Annotated in this window: 17 protein-coding genes; 11 read left to right on the forward strand and 6 right to left on the reverse strand. The window is 40.0% G+C overall.

Annotated features, from left to right (window positions below; translation table 11 throughout):
* Window positions 1–88: 88 nt before the first annotated feature.
* On the forward strand, window positions 89–1,120 hold the full coding sequence (locus tag V5N67_RS01945; RefSeq protein WP_332060304.1) for a class I fructose-bisphosphate aldolase: 1,032 nt from the start codon (window positions 89–91) through the stop codon (window positions 1,118–1,120).
* 1,521 nt (window positions 1,121–2,641) lie between these two features.
* On the opposite strand, the gene V5N67_RS01950 is transcribed toward V5N67_RS01945, so the two are convergent.
* Window positions 2,642–3,160 (reverse strand): TIR domain-containing protein, encoded by a 519-nt coding sequence (locus tag V5N67_RS01950; RefSeq protein ID WP_332060305.1) that lies wholly within the window; start codon window positions 3,158–3,160, stop codon window positions 2,642–2,644.
* A 397-nt stretch (window positions 3,161–3,557) separates the two neighbouring features.
* Window positions 3,558–3,779, reverse strand: coding sequence for a 50S ribosomal protein L31 (rpmE, locus tag V5N67_RS01955; RefSeq protein WP_332060165.1), 222 nt, complete (start codon window positions 3,777–3,779; stop codon window positions 3,558–3,560).
* Between the two features lie 193 nt (window positions 3,780–3,972).
* Between rpmE and V5N67_RS01960 the strand changes: the two genes are divergently transcribed.
* Window positions 3,973–5,763, forward strand: a complete 1,791-nt coding sequence (locus V5N67_RS01960; protein ID WP_332060166.1) for an ABC transporter transmembrane domain-containing protein — start codon at window positions 3,973–3,975, stop codon at window positions 5,761–5,763.
* 151 nt (window positions 5,764–5,914) lie between these two features.
* Here V5N67_RS01960 and V5N67_RS01965 read toward each other — a convergent pair whose 3' ends face one another.
* The 4 genes from V5N67_RS01965 to V5N67_RS01980 all read right to left on the reverse strand — a co-directional run bounded on the left by V5N67_RS01965 (window position 5,915) and on the right by V5N67_RS01980 (window position 9,258).
* Complete coding sequence (locus V5N67_RS01965) at window positions 5,915–6,706, reverse strand: inositol monophosphatase family protein (protein ID WP_332060168.1); 792 nt, start codon at window positions 6,704–6,706, stop codon at window positions 5,915–5,917.
* An 11-nt stretch (window positions 6,707–6,717) separates the two neighbouring features.
* Window positions 6,718–7,293 (reverse strand): elongation factor P, encoded by a 576-nt coding sequence (gene efp, locus V5N67_RS01970; protein ID WP_332060170.1) that lies wholly within the window; start codon window positions 7,291–7,293, stop codon window positions 6,718–6,720.
* 238 nt (window positions 7,294–7,531) lie between these two features.
* Entirely contained in the window at window positions 7,532–8,575 is a 1,044-nt protein-coding gene (locus tag V5N67_RS01975) for a tetratricopeptide repeat protein (protein WP_332060172.1), read from the reverse strand.
* Complete coding sequence (locus V5N67_RS01980; RefSeq protein ID WP_332060174.1) at window positions 8,572–9,258, reverse strand: thiamine phosphate synthase; 687 nt, start codon at window positions 9,256–9,258, stop codon at window positions 8,572–8,574. The genes V5N67_RS01975 and V5N67_RS01980 overlap by 4 nt, the downstream gene beginning before the upstream one ends.
* Window positions 9,259–9,344: 86 nt before the next feature.
* On the opposite strand from V5N67_RS01980, the gene V5N67_RS01985 reads away from it, so the two are divergent.
* The 9 genes from V5N67_RS01985 to tolA all read left to right on the forward strand — a co-directional run bounded on the left by V5N67_RS01985 (window position 9,345) and on the right by tolA (window position 16,878).
* Entirely contained in the window at window positions 9,345–10,487 is a 1,143-nt protein-coding gene (locus tag V5N67_RS01985) for an OpgC family protein (protein ID WP_332060175.1), read from the forward strand.
* A 165-nt stretch (window positions 10,488–10,652) separates the two neighbouring features.
* Entirely contained in the window at window positions 10,653–11,171 is a 519-nt protein-coding gene (locus tag V5N67_RS01990) for a DUF1465 family protein (protein WP_332060177.1), read from the forward strand.
* A gap of 190 nt (window positions 11,172–11,361) precedes the next feature.
* Entirely contained in the window at window positions 11,362–11,886 is a 525-nt protein-coding gene (gene ruvC, locus V5N67_RS01995) for a crossover junction endodeoxyribonuclease RuvC (RefSeq protein ID WP_332060178.1), read from the forward strand.
* Entirely contained in the window at window positions 11,883–12,536 is a 654-nt protein-coding gene (ruvA, locus tag V5N67_RS02000) for a Holliday junction branch migration protein RuvA (protein ID WP_332060180.1), read from the forward strand. Before ruvC ends, ruvA begins: the two co-directional genes overlap by 4 nt.
* Window positions 12,533–13,627 (forward strand): Holliday junction branch migration DNA helicase RuvB, encoded by a 1,095-nt coding sequence (ruvB, locus tag V5N67_RS02005; protein ID WP_332060181.1) that lies wholly within the window; start codon window positions 12,533–12,535, stop codon window positions 13,625–13,627. The genes ruvA and ruvB overlap by 4 nt, the downstream gene beginning before the upstream one ends.
* Window positions 13,620–14,066, forward strand: coding sequence for a tol-pal system-associated acyl-CoA thioesterase (gene ybgC, locus V5N67_RS02010; protein ID WP_332060183.1), 447 nt, complete (start codon window positions 13,620–13,622; stop codon window positions 14,064–14,066). Before ruvB ends, ybgC begins: the two co-directional genes overlap by 8 nt.
* Window positions 14,067–14,204: 138 nt before the next feature.
* Window positions 14,205–14,918, forward strand: coding sequence for a protein TolQ (tolQ, locus tag V5N67_RS02015; RefSeq protein ID WP_332060306.1), 714 nt, complete (start codon window positions 14,205–14,207; stop codon window positions 14,916–14,918).
* Between the two features lie 27 nt (window positions 14,919–14,945).
* Entirely contained in the window at window positions 14,946–15,407 is a 462-nt protein-coding gene (gene tolR / locus V5N67_RS02020; RefSeq protein WP_332060185.1) for a protein TolR, read from the forward strand.
* A 22-nt stretch (window positions 15,408–15,429) separates the two neighbouring features.
* On the forward strand, window positions 15,430–16,878 hold the full coding sequence (tolA, locus tag V5N67_RS02025; RefSeq protein WP_332060186.1) for a cell envelope integrity protein TolA: 1,449 nt from the start codon (window positions 15,430–15,432) through the stop codon (window positions 16,876–16,878).
* Window positions 16,879–16,881 lie beyond the last annotated feature (3 nt).

The raw sequence follows: 16,881 nt of genomic DNA on the forward strand, positions 1-16,881 counted from the left end.
GAATGAGTCGTATCATGTGGGTTAATAAGATATGGCTGGTGCGTTACGCACATTTGGAAATGAAGACACGACAGAAAAGGAATTTTTTATGAATGAACGTCTCGAAGACATTGCGCTTGCTTTAGTTGGTGCAGGTAAAGGTATTTTGGCAGCAGATGAAAGTACCGCTACGATTGGAAAGCGTTTTGAGACTATTGGTGTTGAATCCAACGAGGATAATCGTCGCGCTTATCGTGAAATGCTTTTTACAGCAAAAGAAGCTATGGAAAGCGCTATCTCTGGTGTCATTTTATTTGATGAGACACTTCGTCAAAGGGCATCCAATGGACAAATGTTGGCAGACATTATTCGTGATGCAGGTGCTTTGCCAGGTATTAAAGTCGACAAAGGTGCTAAATCATTGGCAGCTTTTCCTCAAGAAACGATTACAGAAGGGTTAGATGGTCTTCGGGAACGTTTAAAAGATTATTATGCTTTAGGAGCGCGTTTTGCTAAATGGCGTGCGGTGATTGCCATTGATGCGCACGCTTTGCCAACAAAGGGGGCGATAAGCCAAAATGCACAAGCCTTAGCACGCTATGCTGCTTTGTGTCAGGAAGCAGGTATTGTGCCAATTGTTGAACCAGAAGTGTTGATGGATGGACAAGCACGTCAGCATTCAATTGCGCGCTGTTTTGAAGTGACACAAGCTGTTTTAAGTACTGTGTTTAAAGAATTATTTAAAGCACGTGTTCTTCTGGAAGGCATGATTTTGAAACCCAATATGGTCATTGATGGAAAAGATGCGCGGGTTGCTTGTGTGGAAGAAGTCGCGGAAAAAACGATTCGTGTTTTGAAACAAACGGTTCCTGCTGCTGTTCCAGGGATTGCTTTTCTTTCTGGGGGGCAGTCTGATGAAGAAGCAACTGCTCATTTGTCGGCTATGAACAGTTTAGGAAATTTGCCTTGGAAATTGACCTTTTCTTATGGGCGCGCATTGCAAGCGGCTGCATTGAAAGCATGGGGTGGAAAACATGAAAATGTTGCTGCTGCACAAAAGGCTTTTGCACACCGCGCACGGATGAATCATCTTGCTGCTTTGGGACAATGGACAAAAGAGCAGGAAAAATCTTGCGCTTAAAATAATATAAATTTTGCACTCAAATGCAGTTATTATTGATCTTTAGTTAGGGCTATTTATGCTGTATGCGATAATTTGTAATAGCGTAATATTTTTTTATTTTGTGCATAATGGTATGGAATCAGCAAAAATGGTTCAAGTGCAGGTCAAAGAAAAGTTGGTCGATGAATTCAAGCGGGTAGCTTACGAATCGTTTAAGTGCAAAAAGAGTGGTAACGATTGGAAATTGTTCAATAATGATGGGACTGCTTTTTTCTAGGTCGCATGAAAAATGGCAGTTCTCATTGATATTGTGCTATATTATTTAGGAAGTGCACTATTTAGGTAATGCCAAATTTTGCTCTATGGTGTGCCGCGGCAATCATTTCTTGATAAAAGAGAGATGTTTTTTTAAAACACCAAGAAGCTCATTTTTCACAAGGGGAGAAATCCTATGGTGATGAGAGGGGTGGGAAGGTGAGGTCACCTCTTAAAATAAATTAAAATATATGCCAAGCAGTTATGTGCTGATCCATAAACAGCGTTATCCTTCCAAAAATGCGAAAAATAAAAATATAAAATTGTTTTGCGTCACTTGCTAAAAGATATTGTTTTGGATATCTCTGAAAAGCTGAAAAGCTGAAAAGCTGAAAAGCTGAAAAGCCAGAACTCTGAGAAGCTCGCCGAAATGAAGATGACAAAATTGGGCGCTGGTTTATATCTTTGCGCTTCATATTTTTTCTCTCAAATGGGGATAGTGTGCTTGCTTCAGCCGTGCATAGATGCTTGTTATATATCACTTTCCAATTTGGCATGTAAATTTTCAACTTTATACGTAAAATTCAGGTCAGGGTGCGAAGAAATGGATCATTTGATGATGATTGGCTTGAAACGCGTGATTTATGCTGAGATGTAATATTGATTTACAAATAGAAGCTGGATGTTAATTTACGAGGAAAGGTGGAGTTATTTTAAAAATTCCCCCGCTAGTGTATTTTCGTTTGCTACAGTTTTTACATATGGGGCTGGCTTCAAAAAGTAAGCTTTTTGTCAATTATTGCTTTCAATTTTATTCTTAATGATTAAGTGCAAACAGTAACGCTGGGTAGATCCTTTAAAGATGCTGTCAAAAGCAGGTTAATTTTAAAGGCATGTTTTCCATGAAATTGAACATAAAAAATTTTAAAGGGGAGGAAAGGGTATGAGCAAAAGGAGCAAGGGTGTGAAATTTTTTTTACAAAATGCAGATCTGAAAATAATTTTCAAAGAATGGATAGTTGCTTTAAAAGAGGGGAAAAGGCTTCCATGGTAATAGTCCCATGGGAGCAGAGAAGAGCATTGTAAATAGGGAGAGGTTTGTTGATAAAATTTGCTTTCTTTCTTAGAAGCTTTCTTAGAAAATTGCACAGAACAATCTTTTATTTCTCAATAAGAGTCTTTTGAGGATAAGATTTTGAGAGTTAAAAAGGTCAGATTTGAGAAAGTAAAAGTGTAGATTAGGATTTTTGAGAGGGGCTAGGTAATTTGCTTCTTAGCTTTTATTTAATATACATTAGTAAGCGCTTCTGCTTTGAAAACAAACCCTGAAGATTGTAGATGTTTAACAAGTTGTGGAAGCGTCTCTTTTACGTGGTCATTGAAAGGAATGTATATAATTCCGCTCGCATCTGAAGGAATTTCAAGGCTTTGTTTTTTTAGAATGGCAACATTTTTACGTGTAAGCGCGGCAATTAACATTCCCATTTCAAAAACAACATTTTGTCGAGCACGAGGTTGGATTTCTTTTTCACCAGCAGATTTAGCGTAACCCATGTCATCGGGTGTAAGGAGAACAATACCAAACCTAGCAGAATTATCTTGCGTACAAATTTCTTTTTCCAAAGCTTCAATGATTGTTAAACTACCATTGCTACCATTTTGCAGAACATATGGCTCAAGTCCGAGCTTGTGAATGATAAGCTCAAGTTGTTCCCGAGCGGTAGAATCATGACCATGGACAATAAAAATTTTGTCTTTTACTGGAGGAGATTCAGGTAAAGAAGCTTTGGGAGGTTCAGGTATAGTAGCTGTTTAGAGTTCTCTCCGTATGTTCATATAGGTCTATTTTTAGCTTTTCTTTGGCGTTTTTTTGCCTTGAAGCTAGATTGTTCTTATTGATTCATACCAGTTAATGACTGCTCTCTTGGAAATTTTGATCTGATACTGCCCATTGCTATGTAAATCACTTTTTATAATTTCGTATCCAGCTTTGCAAACTATTTGTTTTAAGTTCTCAAAAGTTCCATAATACTTCATTTTTCTTATAATCTGAGTGTTGTGGTGAAGATGGATATAAGCATAAAAATTTCTTTTTTGCCTTAATTTCCAAATTCACCCAGCGAAAATAAATGAAAAACCCCTCAATAACCAACCTGTTTTTTCAGTGGTTTTGTCGCGATTGACAGTGAGAAATAGGATTTTAAATACCCAGATTACCGAAACGATTTTTAAATTTAGAAACGCGTCCACCACGATCCACCAATGTTTGAGATCCCCCTGTCCACGCTGGATGCGTTCTTGGATCAATATCCAGATTAAGGGTGTCCCCTTCTTTTCCCCAAGTGGAGCGTGTCGTATATTGGGTACCATCCGTCATAACAACGGTAATTTTGTGATAGTCAGGATGAATATTCGGTTTCATGTGGCAAACTCTCTGCTTTCATATAACGAAATGGCACATGCTCTATTTTTTAAGTGCGCTTTTTTCGTCTTTTTGATAAATTTATTAAAGTTTTTTCTCTATAACTGAGCATGTATAAAAAAACAAGTGTCCAAGATGTACTACTGCATCACAGTTATAAACAATCTAATATCTAATATGTAAGCGAGATTCCATGAAGCTCTTTAATCATTCAGAAAAATCTGCAAATTCTTCTCATACGAAACCTTCATTCTCTGCTCTTTCAAGCTTTTTTCCTTATATTTTGCGCTATCGCTGGCTCATTATCTGTGCTTTTTTGGCTTTGTTTGTTGCTGCCCTTGTTACACTGGCTTTGCCTATTGCTATTCGCCAAATGCTCGATCATGGTTTTTCTGCTTCGAATCAGAGTAATATCAATTTTTATTTCGGTATTTTGTTTGTACTTGCTTTGCTTCTCGCACTTGCTTCGGCTTGCCGTTACTATTGTGTTATCACGTTGGGTGAGCGGATTGTTGCTGATTTACGACGTGATGTTTTTGCACATGTCACGCAACTTTCTCCTGCTTTTTTTGACCAGTCCCATTCTGGTGAAATTGTTTCGCGGCTTTTAACAGATACGACTCAAATAAAATTGGCAGTTGGTTCAACCGCGTCCACAGCTTTGCGTCATCTCATTGTGGTGATTGGAGCAGTTGTAATGATGATTATCACAAATGCTAAATTATCTTTGCTTGTTCTGTTTGCTATCCCCTTTGTTGCCATTCCCTTGGTTGTTTTCGGGCGCAAGGTTCGTAAACGTACACGTGCTGCGCAAGATCGTTTGGCAGATGCTAATGCCTTGGCAACAGAACAAGTAAGTGCTATGCGCACTGTGCAAGCTTTTACTGCTGAAAAACACATTTCTGCACGTTTTTCAGAGTTGGTTGAACGCGCATTTCAAACAGCACGCTCTTGCGTAACCTTACGTTCTTTTTTTACAGGTTTTGCGATTTTTCTGGTTTTTAGCAGCGTTGTTGCTGTTTTGTGGATTGGATCTCATGACGTGCTCAATGGCACCATGTCGGGCGGTGCTTTAGGTCAATTTGTCCTCTATGCAGTTTTTGGAGCCTCAACTTTTGCACAGTTATCAGAACTTGGTGCAGAATTAATACAAGCAGCAGGTGCTGCTGAACGGCTTGCTGAATTATTGCAACAACAGCCCACAATTTTGGTTCCAAAAGCACCTGCACCACTGGTACAACCTGTTCAAGGAGCAATCGTTTTTAACCAAGTTGATTTTACCTATCCTTCTAGACCAAAAGAAAAGATTTTACGTTCTCTTTCCTTTTCTGTGAAAGCAGGCGAAACTGTTGCTTTTGTTGGCGCTTCAGGGGCAGGGAAAAGTACCATTTTTTCTTTGATTCTTCGCTTTTATGATCCGACAAGCGGTAAAATTCAGCTTGATGGCGTGGAGATTAATCGCCTTGCTCTTCATGATTTACGCAGCGCAATTTCTTATGTTCCGCAAGATGTTGCTATTTTTGATGGTACGTTACGCGATAATATTGCTTTTGGGAGCGAAAATATCAATGAAGAACAAGTCATTGCTGCAGCAAAAACAGCCAATGCACTTGAATTTATCGAAGCTTTACCACAAGGCTTTAACACTGAAGTGGGAGAACGCGGTGTCATGCTTTCAGGTGGGCAAAAACAACGCATTGGCATTGCACGAGCGATTTTAAAAAATGCTCCCCTTTTGTTGTTGGATGAAGCAACATCCGCTTTAGATGCGCACAGTGAAAAGTTAGTGCAAGAAGCACTAGAAGGGCTGATGCAAAATCGAACAACATTGGTGATTGCCCACCGTTTGGCAACGGTTTTAAAAGCAGATCGTATTCTTGTAATGGATAAAGGTGTTCTTGTTGAAGAAGGAACCCATGCACAGCTCGTTGCACAAGAGGGAGTTTATGCGAATTTAGCAAAATTACAATTCTCATCTGAGTAAGCTATCGTCAATCAATATTTGATAATATTAGCAATATTACCAAATTGGCAATTTCCTCTTAATTTATTGCCATTCGTCGTCGCTGCGTTCAAGAAATATACAAAAAACTTCCCTCAATATAGCTTTTTTCTCAAATAAGCTATATTGAGGACTAGATGCCTTTTTTGAGTGTTTTTTCTAATTTGATTCGGATGCGTTCATTGCCAGCGATGATATTTTTTTTGCCAAATATATCGTTTCCACCTTCTTTATCTGTGACAAAACCACCAGCTTCACGCACGATTAGCATTCCAGCAGCCATATCCCAAATTTGAAGGTTATCTTCCCAAAATCCATCTGTTCGTCCAGCAGCAACATAAGCCAAATCAAGAGCAGCAGCTCCAAAACGCCGAATCCCAGCAACCTCAGCCATGACATTGCGCAATTCGATCAGATATGTTCCGTGATGAGGACGGTTTAAATGAGGCGTTCCTGTTGCAATGACACAATCTTCTAATTTGCGTCGTGCAGAAACACGGCAACGTCTGTCATTGAAGAAAGCACCGCCCCCTCGTTCAGCGGTAAAAAGCTCGTCACTAACAGGATTATAAATCACACCAGCAACAATCTGTCCTTGACTCTCTAAAGCAATTGAGACAGCAAAAAAAGGAATGCCATGTAAAAAATTCGTTGTTCCATCCAAAGGATCGACAATAAAACGGTGCTGAGAATCTTCTCCAATAATTTCTTCCGATTCTTCCATCAGAAAGCTAAATTTTGGTCGTGCTTTACTCAGTTCATGGAAAATAATTTTTTCAGCTTTGCGATCTGCTTGACTGACATAATCTGCAGGCCCTTTCAAGGATACCTGTAAATTTTGCACTTCACCATAATCACGTACCAGAGAGCGTCCCGCTTTCATTGCGGCTTGCACCATGACATTCATTATTGCAGAATGAGCCATATTTTATCTCTTTATTTATCTTTTTCGTTTGCGCGACGCAAATAAATCAATTCGTTAGTGTCGACAATGACACGTTCACCAGCATTGATAAAAGGTGGCACGAGAATACGAATGCCATTTTCAAGAATCGCTGGTTTATAAGAGGACGTGACCGTTTGCCCTTTGATTGCAGGATCAGCCTCAGCAATTGTCACAATGACTTGATCGGGAAGCGATATGCCAATGGGCTTTTCTTGATAAAGTTCAACGGTTACTGTCATACCATCTTGCAGAAAAGCAGCGCGCTCACCGACAAAATCTTTTTGTAGTTCAAGTTGTTCATAGGATTGTGAGTCCATAAAAACCAAAGCGTCACCTTGTTGATAAAGGAAAGTAAAATCTTTTTGTTCAAGGCGCACTTTTTCAACAGTTTCAGCAGCACGAAACCGTTCATTGAGCTTCGTACCATCAATCACATTTTTCATTTCAACTTGATTAAATGCCCCCCCTTTTCCTGGTTTTACAGCATTACATTTAACAGCTACCCATAAGCCTCCTTGATGCTCTATCACATTACCAGGTCGAATTTCATTGCCATTAATTTTCATAGTTTATATCCAATTTTGTTCTTGCAAAAAGAGCTTTCTATAGTTGCTTTGCGCGCGAGAGTTATCACTGTCTTTGCAGAGAAAAAAGCTTAAAAAGAATTTTTGTGTATCTTCATCTTTTTGCTTTTTGCAAGACCATAAAAATCACTTAGACGCAAGTCTTTTAAAAGTCTCTAAAAGATTTTTATGAAAATTGATACGTTTATAGTGAAATGCGCCCCTTTTATTAAACATATATTTAAAGAAAAGGAAGGTGTTTTATTGCTACTTTGCGTGCTTCTTCCAATTGTGTGCTACTCATACCTTGGAGCATCATTTCAAGATCAGGTGCTTGCATTTTTGCTTGTTGTGCAACCATATACCATGCTGCGGCAGTTATAATATCACCTTTTGTTCCTATTCCATCCCGATACAGCCTTGCAAGAGCAATTTGTGCTGGTGGGATCATGTTGATGGCATTGGTGAGGAGCAAATGAAATGCACGTTGAAAATCAGGCTCGCCTCCACGACCTTGCAAAAGCCATTGGGCTAAAAGAATTTGAGCCATGAAATGGTTATTTTGGGCTGCAATCTCCATAAGCTTGCGCGCATTACGGTCATCCTTTGGTCGTGTTAAAGTTCCCAAAGAGAGAACCTTTGCAGCCGCAAAAGCAGCTTCAGAATCACCAAGAGCTGCACCTTTTAAAAACCATTTTAATGCGTGTTCAATTGCTTCAGTTTCGCGGGCTGAGGAAGAGACACCTGCAAGAGCCTGCTTTTCTTGCAAGGCTTTGTAAAGAAGCAGTTGTCCATAATAAAAATAGGCTTCTTTCACATCAGCTTCTGCGGATTTGCGAATAAATTCTTCACCGAGTTTTTTATTTTGTGTAATAAAATGACCATCAAATAACATAAGACCATAGCGCAGTTGCGCTTGTGGCTCACCTTGTTTTGCTGCACGTCCAAACCACAAAGCAGCGCGCGCTCCGTCAACAGGAACAGCACATCCTTCCATGTAAATTCGTGCAACCAAGGTTTGTGCGAAGGGGTCATTTTTTTCAGCACGTTTAAGCGCTTCACGGAAAGCTTTTAAATAATAGCCTTGGATGTAATAATCATAAGCTTGATCATATTGTCCAGCTTTTAGAGGCTGAAAAGGCTTGTTAGTATTTGATGTATCTTGAATGGTATTGAAAGAACGCTCAAAATTTGACAGTGCCTCAGTAGTGATAGGAAAACTTGTAACAACAGCCACCAGCCATATCCATATCAGAATGTGCAGTCTGATACCTCTCTTTATCATGAATGACCTCCCCTTCCCATCAACAAGGGGGAATTTTTACATTTTTCTTTCATCATATCAAGAACGACTAAAGGGTTCTTGTGCGCAAAAAGCATTTCTTCAACTGCAATAAACTCACATCCCGCTTTTGTTACCTCGTCAAAATTTGCAAAATCACTTCCAGCTTGGAGAACAGCAGGGATCTCCATAATTTCTGCCCACCATTGCGCTAACTGGATATTGCGGGGGTGCGCGTGGGGTTTTTTATCAGCGCCTAATTTGCCAAAAAACAGATAATCAGCGCCAGATTCCGCAGCAATCATTGCACAATGGCGATTACGTAAATTTCCAAAACCTTTAATTTTTTGTTCCTTATCCTGATTATTGAGATTTACAAGAGCGTGAAGGTCATTCTCTAGATGTAAACCATCAGCTTTTATCCGTTCAGCAATGCGCCTCTCACCAGAAATGAGAAGTGCAGTGCCATTATACTGAATATCTTTGGCGTAAATTTGTGCTTGTTTTTGTAAAAAGGCATTATCATCTTTAATGCCGTGAGAGTCGTAAAGGATAACGCTGGCAAAAGACGCTGTTTGCATGATTTGACGCAAAAAAGCAGGGTTTAAAGTACGCTGAACATCCAATGTTAAAATCAATTGAGGAAAAAGATAGGGCTCAATTGGTTTATTTTGTTGTTGTGTCATACAAAATCCTTGACTGTAAAAAAAATTTCGTTTTATGAAATACTGTTTGCTATATATTCCAAATTATGACTGATGGGGGTCAATTTATGGGATACCACGGTGCTTTTAACCATGATATGCACATTTTTAACCGTGATACACGCATTGATGTTTTTCGTTCTTTAGCTTTGTTGACAATTTTCATCAATCATATTCCTGGAACTTTGTATGAACATATAACACATAAGCATTTTGGTTTTTCCGATTCAGCAGAAATATTTGTTTTGCTTTCAGGTGTTTCTCTCGGGCTCAGCTTTCGCACACGTTTACATGGAAAACCTTTTTCTTTCATTGTACGCAAACTTTGGTATAGGGCTTTTCAACTGTATGGGGCATATCTTTTTACCACCTTTGCAACGTTAAGTCTTTTTTTGGGTGCTTTTTTATTGTGGCATGTAGAAAAACTTCTATGGATGAATAATGTGGGGTTGTTTATAACACAACCTGTTGTCGCATTTTTTAGCACCCTAAGCCTTGGGCACCAATTAGGATATAATAATATTCTTCCGCTTTATATTGTTTTAATGATTTTTGCTCCTTTTATGCTTTATTTGAGTTGTAAGCAAAAAGGGTTGCTGCTTTTAGGGTCGTTTCTGTTGTATTTGATATGCGGAATTTATAAAATTGCTCCTCCTTCTTATCCAATACAGGGAAAATGGTTTTTGAACCCTTTGTCATGGCAATTCCTTTTTGTTATAGGGCTGGTGAGCACTTTATCTCTTAAATCAGGAAAAACAATCATTTGCCAGCCTTTATTGGTTATTTTATCAGCTGCGTATCTTTTGTTTGCGCTGCTATGGGTTCGTTTAAATTGGTGGGGTGTGTTGGGGTGGCTGCAGTGGTCTTCTCCACTGGTTAATTTTAATAAAACATTTTTAAGTTTGCCTCGTTTACTCCATATTATTGCGTTATCATCCTTTATTCTCTGCTTACCCAGCGTGCATAAGTGGTTTTATGTTTCACCACAGCACCCCTTAGCAATCTTGGGCAAGCATAGTTTACCCGTTTTTGTAACGGGAACCGTCTTTGCGATGTTCGGGCAAGTTTTAAAAACAGTGATGACGGGAACATTTTTGTTAGATAGCCTCTTGATTATAAGTGGCATTGCGATACAATTCGGGATCGCTTTTTATTGTGAAAAACGCCGACTCTTTGAGCGGGCTTGTGTGAAGAAATCAGTGAGTTTATAAAAACACCTTGTGACGCATTAACCCTAACGTAAAAAGCACGTTGCGTCAGCGTTTTAAAAGAGGTACTCAGTTTTAGTAAGGCATTTTATCTAGCACAAAAGAAACTTTTTAACTCTCTATTCGTTGAGTTTTATAATTTTTGTGCTGATATTGGAGTGTAAAAGCGTGAGCGCATATAAATGTCCGTATGATGAACCCATTATCATGATTGAGCACGATGCTTTTGAGAGTGCTTTCAACCGTCTCTACGAAGAGACAATGGCTCTGATCGAAGAGACAGCAGTTTATATTGACACAGAAGGAACATTAGTGACACGCTCTGTGTCAGCAGAAGTTGCTGCACTTTATGCAAAAGAAGCAACCTATTTAAGCACACGGCTTATGCAAATTGCTTCTCAACTTCTCCTTCTTCGCGCAGAACGTGAAGGAGAAATGTCTCCAGAACAAATACAAAAGGAAATCGTTAAAGTATCACGGTATACGCCAACGCTTAAATTTGAAAGCACATATTGGCAAGAATTGCCAGAAACTTTTCGTCATTTTGTTACCCGTTCACTTCGTTTAGAAGAGCGAATGCAGTATATGAACTACAGAAAAGAACAACCATCTTCCCACATGTTGGAAGATGATAACCCCGTAAGTAAACAAATCGAAATGCTTAAAATCGCTTTTAAACGTTCTTAGAAAATTTAAAATTTCGTTTTTTTCTGCCTTCTTGTTGCTGCCTTCCGCTTTTATGCTATCCTTCTTCTATGAGGCGCTTTTTTCTGAGTTTTTTTCGCGCTTTTTTTCATATTTTGCGTTTTGCTTTTGTTTTCTTTGCTTTAAGTTCAGTGTCTAGGCAAAAGCAGAAAAATAGCATAAGCTTACTCTTATGGCAGAAACGATTCGTATTATAGGTATTGATCCCGGATTACGGCGAACGGGATGGGGAGTGATCGACTTTTCTGGCAATCGTTTACAATTTGTTGCAGCAGGCACTGTCTCTTCTGATGCACAGCGCGATCTTGCTTCCAGATTATGCCAGCTTTACAAAGGACTTTCCGAAATTTTGCATCAATTTATGCCCCATGAAGCCGCTGTAGAACATGTCTTTGTCAACAAAAACGCTACGGCAACTTTAAAACTTGGCCAAGCGCGTGCTGTTGCACTCCTCGTGCCAGCACAAGCAAATCTGCCTGTTTTTGAATATGCTCCAAATACAGTGAAAAAATCAGTTATTGGCGTTGGGCATGGCGATAAAGAACAAATTCATATGATGGTGAAAGTGTTGCTTCCGCGGGCTGAATTCGATAGCAGTGATGCAGCTGATGCACTGGCACTGGCTCTTTGCCATACAACCCACCGCCAGACAACCCACAATGTAAAGCTCCCTTCTCATTTAGGAGTTACGGTATGATCGGTAAGTTAAAGGGTATTCTTGAGCATGTCTTTGATGATCATATTATTTTGAATGTGCAGGGGGTGGGCTATATTGTTTTTGTGTCAAATCGGCTTTTTCCTTCTTTGCCAGCTGTGGGGGAAAGTTTAAGCCTGTTTATTGAAACGCACGTGCGTGAAGAGGCTATCCGCTTGTTTGGTTTTGCCACAAAAGATGAGCAGGAGTGGTTTTGTTTTTTGCAAAATGTCCCTGGGGTGGGGGCAAAAGTTGCTTTGGCAGTTTTGGGCACTTTATCGCCAAATGAACTGGCACAAGCGATTGCATTAAACGATATTGCCATGATAAGCCGTGCCCCAGGAATTGGGAAAAAAGTCAGTGAAAGAATTGTCAGAGAACTCAAAAGCAAAACATTGCCATCCAACAACAACGCATTTTCTAACAACGCATTTTATTCTGCTCCAAGCCCCCATTTGGAAACAGCCGATCAACCTATCCATGATGCACTGGCAGCTTTGGTCAAGCTCGGTTTTGAACGCGATCAAGCAGCAAGTGCTCTTGCTTCAGCAAAGAAAGCCCTTGAAGATGAAGAACAAACCGTTTCTTCTGCATTGCTTATTCGTCAGAGCCTCAAATTGCTTTCTCTCTCACTTAGCACAAGGTCACAATGAATAAAGATGAAGATCAGCGCCTTTTGAGTGGCGCTTCCTTTCCAAGCGACCCAGATCGCTCCTTAAGACCACAAGTGCTTGATGACTTTATTGGTCAAGAAGCCGCGCGTGCAAATTTAAAAATATTTATCGAAGCGGCAAAAACACGCAAAGAAGCGCTCGATCATGTTTTGTTTGTTGGTCCTCCTGGTTTGGGAAAAACAACACTTTCACAGATTATGGCAAAAGAATTGGGGGTTAATTTTCGCTCTACCTCAGGTCCCGTTATTGCCAAGTCAGGCGATTTAGCTGCTCTCTTAACCAATCTGGAAGAACGCGATGTTTTATTTATTGATGAAATTCATCGTTTAAATTCAGCGATTGAAGAAATTCTTTATCCAGCCATGGAGGATTATCAGCTTGACCTTATCATTGGTGAGGGGCCTGCAGCACGCTCAGTGAAAATCGATTTAGCTAAATTTACCTTGGTTGCTGCAACCACACGGTTGGGGCTCTTGACAACACCATTGCGCGACCGTTTTGGCATTCCTATTCGATTGAATTTCTATACTATTGAAGAGTTAGAATATATCGTTCGACGCAATGCTCGCCTTTTTTCGGTGCAGATTAGTGATGATGGTGCCCATGAAATTGCACGTCGTGCACGCGGGACTCCACGGATTGCAGGACGGCTTTTACGGCGTGTGTGTGATTTTGCCTTGGTCAAACAGGTGGAAAAAATTGATCGCAAATTGGCTGATGAAGCTCTTTCTCGTCTTGAAGTTGATCATTTGGGTCTCGATCCATTGGATCGTCGCTATTTGTTACTCATTGCAGAAACTTTTTTAGGCGGTCCTGTGGGCATTGAAACCATCGCTGCTGCTTTATCAGAAGCACGTGATGCCATCGAAGATATTACTGAACCCTATCTGCTGCAACAAGGTTTTATTCAACGAACTGCTCGTGGACGAATACTCACAGAAAAAGCTTGGTCCCATTTAGGGCTTTGTTCTCCAGATTCCACGATTTTAACACAAAAAAACGCTCAAATGTCTCATATAAAAAATAATTCTCAATTACAGGCAACTTTATGGGACGCAGAAGATGACTGAGACAACTTCTTTCAAAAATGACTATATCAATAATTTACAAGTGCGCGTTTATGTTGCCGATACAGATTTTTCTGGTGTGGTTTACCATGCACGATATCTAGAGTTTTTTGAACGCGGCCGTTCAGAATTTTTGCGGGATACAGGATTTAATAACAAATTGTTAGCGTCAGGTGCTCAGGGAGAAAAACTGTTTTTTGTTGTGCGCCATATCGAAATTAATTTTTCTCGACCAGCACAGCTCGACAATCTTTTAACAGTTAAAACGCAGATAAACTACATCCAAAAGGCACGCTTTTTTATGGATCAATCTATTTTACGTGATAATATCATGTTGGCTACTGCGAAGGTTGAAATTGCTCTCATTAATGAAGAAGGAAAACCACGGCGTTTGCCTCAAGGGCTTTTTTCAACATTTCTTGCTGAAAAGTGCTTTGGGTAAAAAATACGATAGAGGGAGATGTTCGTAAAAAAAACTGAAATTTGCTTTCTTAAGTTTATAGACTTATAAAATAAGCTCTTAAAATAAACTTTTTATTGAATTTTGATAGATAAATTTTTCAGTGAGAGGGACAAAATGATGCCGAGTACAGAATTAACAAGTCCTGATGCAATTGGAGTGTTCAGCTTATTTATGCAAGCCAGTTGGGCTGTGAAGGCTGTTATGGTGGGGTTGTTCTTGGCTTCTATATGGAGCTGGGCAATTATTTTTGATAAAATATTGACCTATCGGAAAATACGACGTGAAATAAAACAATTTGAACGGACATTTTGGTCAGGTGTGCCTCTAGAAGAACTGTATGTAGCGTGTAAAAATCAACGTCCCAATAGTATCTCAGCGGTTTTTATGGCAGCAATGGCAGAGTGGAAAAAATCCCTTGCAAAAGGGATCCATACGTCAACAAATTTACAAAATAGAATTGATAAGGCAATGTATCTTATTTTAGAGCGTGAAAGTGCAAAAATAGAATCAAAATTAAGCTTTTTAGCTACGCTTGGGTCGGCAGGTCCTTTTGTGGGGCTGTTTGGAACAGTTATTGGTATTATGGGGTCGTTCCTTTCTATTTCAGCATCTCAAAATACGTCGTTGGCAGTTGTTGCACCAGGTATTGCAGAGGCACTTTTGGCTACTGCTATTGGTTTGTTTGCAGCAATTCCAGCGGTGATTGCCTATAATAAATTGATCAACGAAAGTGCACAGATTATCACACAAATAGAAAATTTTGCCGATGAATTTTCGACAATTGTATCACGGCGTATTGATGAGACACGCACGTCCCATTCATCATTATAGAAGCCATATTATAAAAGGGAGCCGTTTATGGGCGTTTTTGTTGCTTCTTCTTCTCGTAAAAATGTACGCAGGCGATCTCGTTCGCGCAGCAAAATCATGAGCGAAATCAATGTAACACCCTTTGTTGATGTTATGCTGGTCTTACTAATCATTTTCATGGTTTCTGCGCCACTTTTGGTCAATGGTGTTCCTCTTGATTTGCCTCATAGTCAAGCTGGGCCTGTGCAAATGAAAGGTTCTCCACTTACGGTTTCTCTTGATGCACAAGGGCGTTTGGCTATCGGTCAAGATTACTACGATACCCCAGAAGCTTTAATTGCGCAGCTCAAGGCTAAATTAATGACGGATCCTGCGCAAAAAAAACAACGTATTTTTGTGCGTGCTGCTAAGACTGTTGAATATCAACAAGTGTTAAAATTGCTTGCAGATATTCAAAAGGCAGGGTTTTCACAAGTTGCTTTAGCCAGTTTAGCACAGACAAATTATTAAAAGTAAAAAACAAGGCACGGAGATGAATAAAAACTCTCATCATAGCATGAAGCGAGGTTTGATTTTATCTCTTGGAGTGCATGCAACCCTTCTCAGTTTGGGAGTTATGCACTTTATAAATCCCGTTTCTTTACAACAACAACAACAGTTGGAAGCAATTCCAATCACCTTCGCCTCTTTGGATCAAGAATTTTCTTCTCAACAAGGTACATTAGATGCACCTGTACGGGAAATTTCTGCAGTAAAACCAACCACTAAACCACAAGAAAAAGAAGAAGCTCATCATTTCGGAGATGGACAGGTCGATAGTATTGCACCCTTCATGCCGAAAGAAAAACCACGCAATGTTGAGACAACGCATTTGTCATCAGGAGAGGAACGCGCAACAGAGGAACCTTTAGTCTCTCCAGAGATTGCAGAGTCTGTTCCTCCTGATGAACCTGTAGAGTCTCCAGAGGTTGCAGAGTCTGTTCCCCCTGATGAACCTGTAGTTTCTCCAGAGATTGCAGAATCTGTTCCCCCTGATGAACCTTTAGTCTCTCCAGAGGTTGCAGAGTCTGTTCCCCCTGATGAACCTGTGGAGTCTCCAGAGATTGCAGAATCTGTTCCCCCTGATGAACCTGTAGTTTCTCCAGAGGTTGCAGAATCTGTTCCTCCTGATGAACCTGTAGTTTCTCCAGAGGTTGCAGAATCTGTTCCCCCTGATGAACCTGTAGTCTCTCCAGAGGTTGCAGAGTCTGTTCCCCCTGATGAACCTGTAGAGTCTGTTCCAGAGATTGCAGAGCCTGTTGTGCCAAAGGCATCTCCAAAAACGCTTAAAAATGAAGAAGTGATATTACCACAAAGCTCAGCTCCGGTAGTACAAAAAAAGCCTGTAGAACAAACACCAGAACATCAACAAGCTCCAAAAAAAATGCTGCCAGAAAAATCTCCTCTCCCGCAGGCCAAGCCAAAACCTGATAAACACTTTGCAAACCAAAATGCGCAGGCTGTGAAAAAACAAAATCAACAAACAGCTGAGCAAACAATTGAGCATGTTTTAGCAATGGAAGAAAAACATCTGCTTAATCATGCTCGCACGCAAGGAGGTGGGGCAAAACGCTCCAGCATACCAGAAGCTTTTGGTGGACAAAGAAATACTAAAGATGCTACAAAAATAGCACAAACATTAGTAAGTATCACTGGTGCATGTATTCAAAAAAAGCTGAAGCTTGTTGCTCTTGGTGGAGATTTTAGAAATCGTCCAGTTGTACGTTTACGATTTTCTCTCAATTACGAAGGAATGGTTGTAGGAGATCCGATTATTGATCCACTCAGTGGTGATGAGAGTCAGAAAGCTATTATGACAAGGCAGGTGTATGCGGCTGTTTTTTCGTGCCAACCTTATGCAGATCTCCCACGCGATCAATATGATTTGTGGAAGCAAGGTTTCGATTTTAATGTTGATCCCTTCCAAGAGATAAATCGATGAGAT

This window comes from Bartonella rhinolophi (assembly GCF_036576165.1).
Taxonomy (GTDB): Bacteria; Pseudomonadota; Alphaproteobacteria; order Rhizobiales; family Rhizobiaceae; genus Bartonella.

Excerpts from the sequence above, each read along its gene's own strand:
- V5N67_RS01945 (WP_332060304.1), top strand. The coding sequence starts at position 89 with ATGAATGAACGTCTCGAAGACATTGCGCTTGCTTTAGTTGGTGCAGGT.
- rpmE (WP_332060165.1), bottom strand. The coding sequence starts at position 3,779 with ATGAAACCGAATATTCATCCTGACTATCACAAAATTACCGTTGTTATG.
- V5N67_RS01960 (WP_332060166.1), top strand. The coding sequence starts at position 3,973 with ATGAAGCTCTTTAATCATTCAGAAAAATCTGCAAATTCTTCTCATACG.
- V5N67_RS01965 (WP_332060168.1), bottom strand. The coding sequence starts at position 6,706 with ATGGCTCATTCTGCAATAATGAATGTCATGGTGCAAGCCGCAATGAAA.
- efp (WP_332060170.1), bottom strand. The coding sequence starts at position 7,293 with ATGAAAATTAATGGCAATGAAATTCGACCTGGTAATGTGATAGAGCAT.
- V5N67_RS01975 (WP_332060172.1), bottom strand. The coding sequence starts at position 8,575 with ATGATAAAGAGAGGTATCAGACTGCACATTCTGATATGGATATGGCTG.
- V5N67_RS01980 (WP_332060174.1), bottom strand. The coding sequence starts at position 9,258 with ATGACACAACAACAAAATAAACCAATTGAGCCCTATCTTTTTCCTCAA.
- V5N67_RS01985 (WP_332060175.1), top strand. The coding sequence starts at position 9,345 with ATGGGATACCACGGTGCTTTTAACCATGATATGCACATTTTTAACCGT.
- ruvC (WP_332060178.1), top strand. The coding sequence starts at position 11,362 with ATGGCAGAAACGATTCGTATTATAGGTATTGATCCCGGATTACGGCGA.
- ruvA (WP_332060180.1), top strand. The coding sequence starts at position 11,883 with ATGATCGGTAAGTTAAAGGGTATTCTTGAGCATGTCTTTGATGATCAT.
- ruvB (WP_332060181.1), top strand. The coding sequence starts at position 12,533 with ATGAATAAAGATGAAGATCAGCGCCTTTTGAGTGGCGCTTCCTTTCCA.
- ybgC (WP_332060183.1), top strand. The coding sequence starts at position 13,620 with ATGACTGAGACAACTTCTTTCAAAAATGACTATATCAATAATTTACAA.
- tolQ (WP_332060306.1), top strand. The coding sequence starts at position 14,205 with ATGCCGAGTACAGAATTAACAAGTCCTGATGCAATTGGAGTGTTCAGC.
- tolR (WP_332060185.1), top strand. The coding sequence starts at position 14,946 with ATGGGCGTTTTTGTTGCTTCTTCTTCTCGTAAAAATGTACGCAGGCGA.
- tolA (WP_332060186.1), top strand. The coding sequence starts at position 15,430 with ATGAATAAAAACTCTCATCATAGCATGAAGCGAGGTTTGATTTTATCT.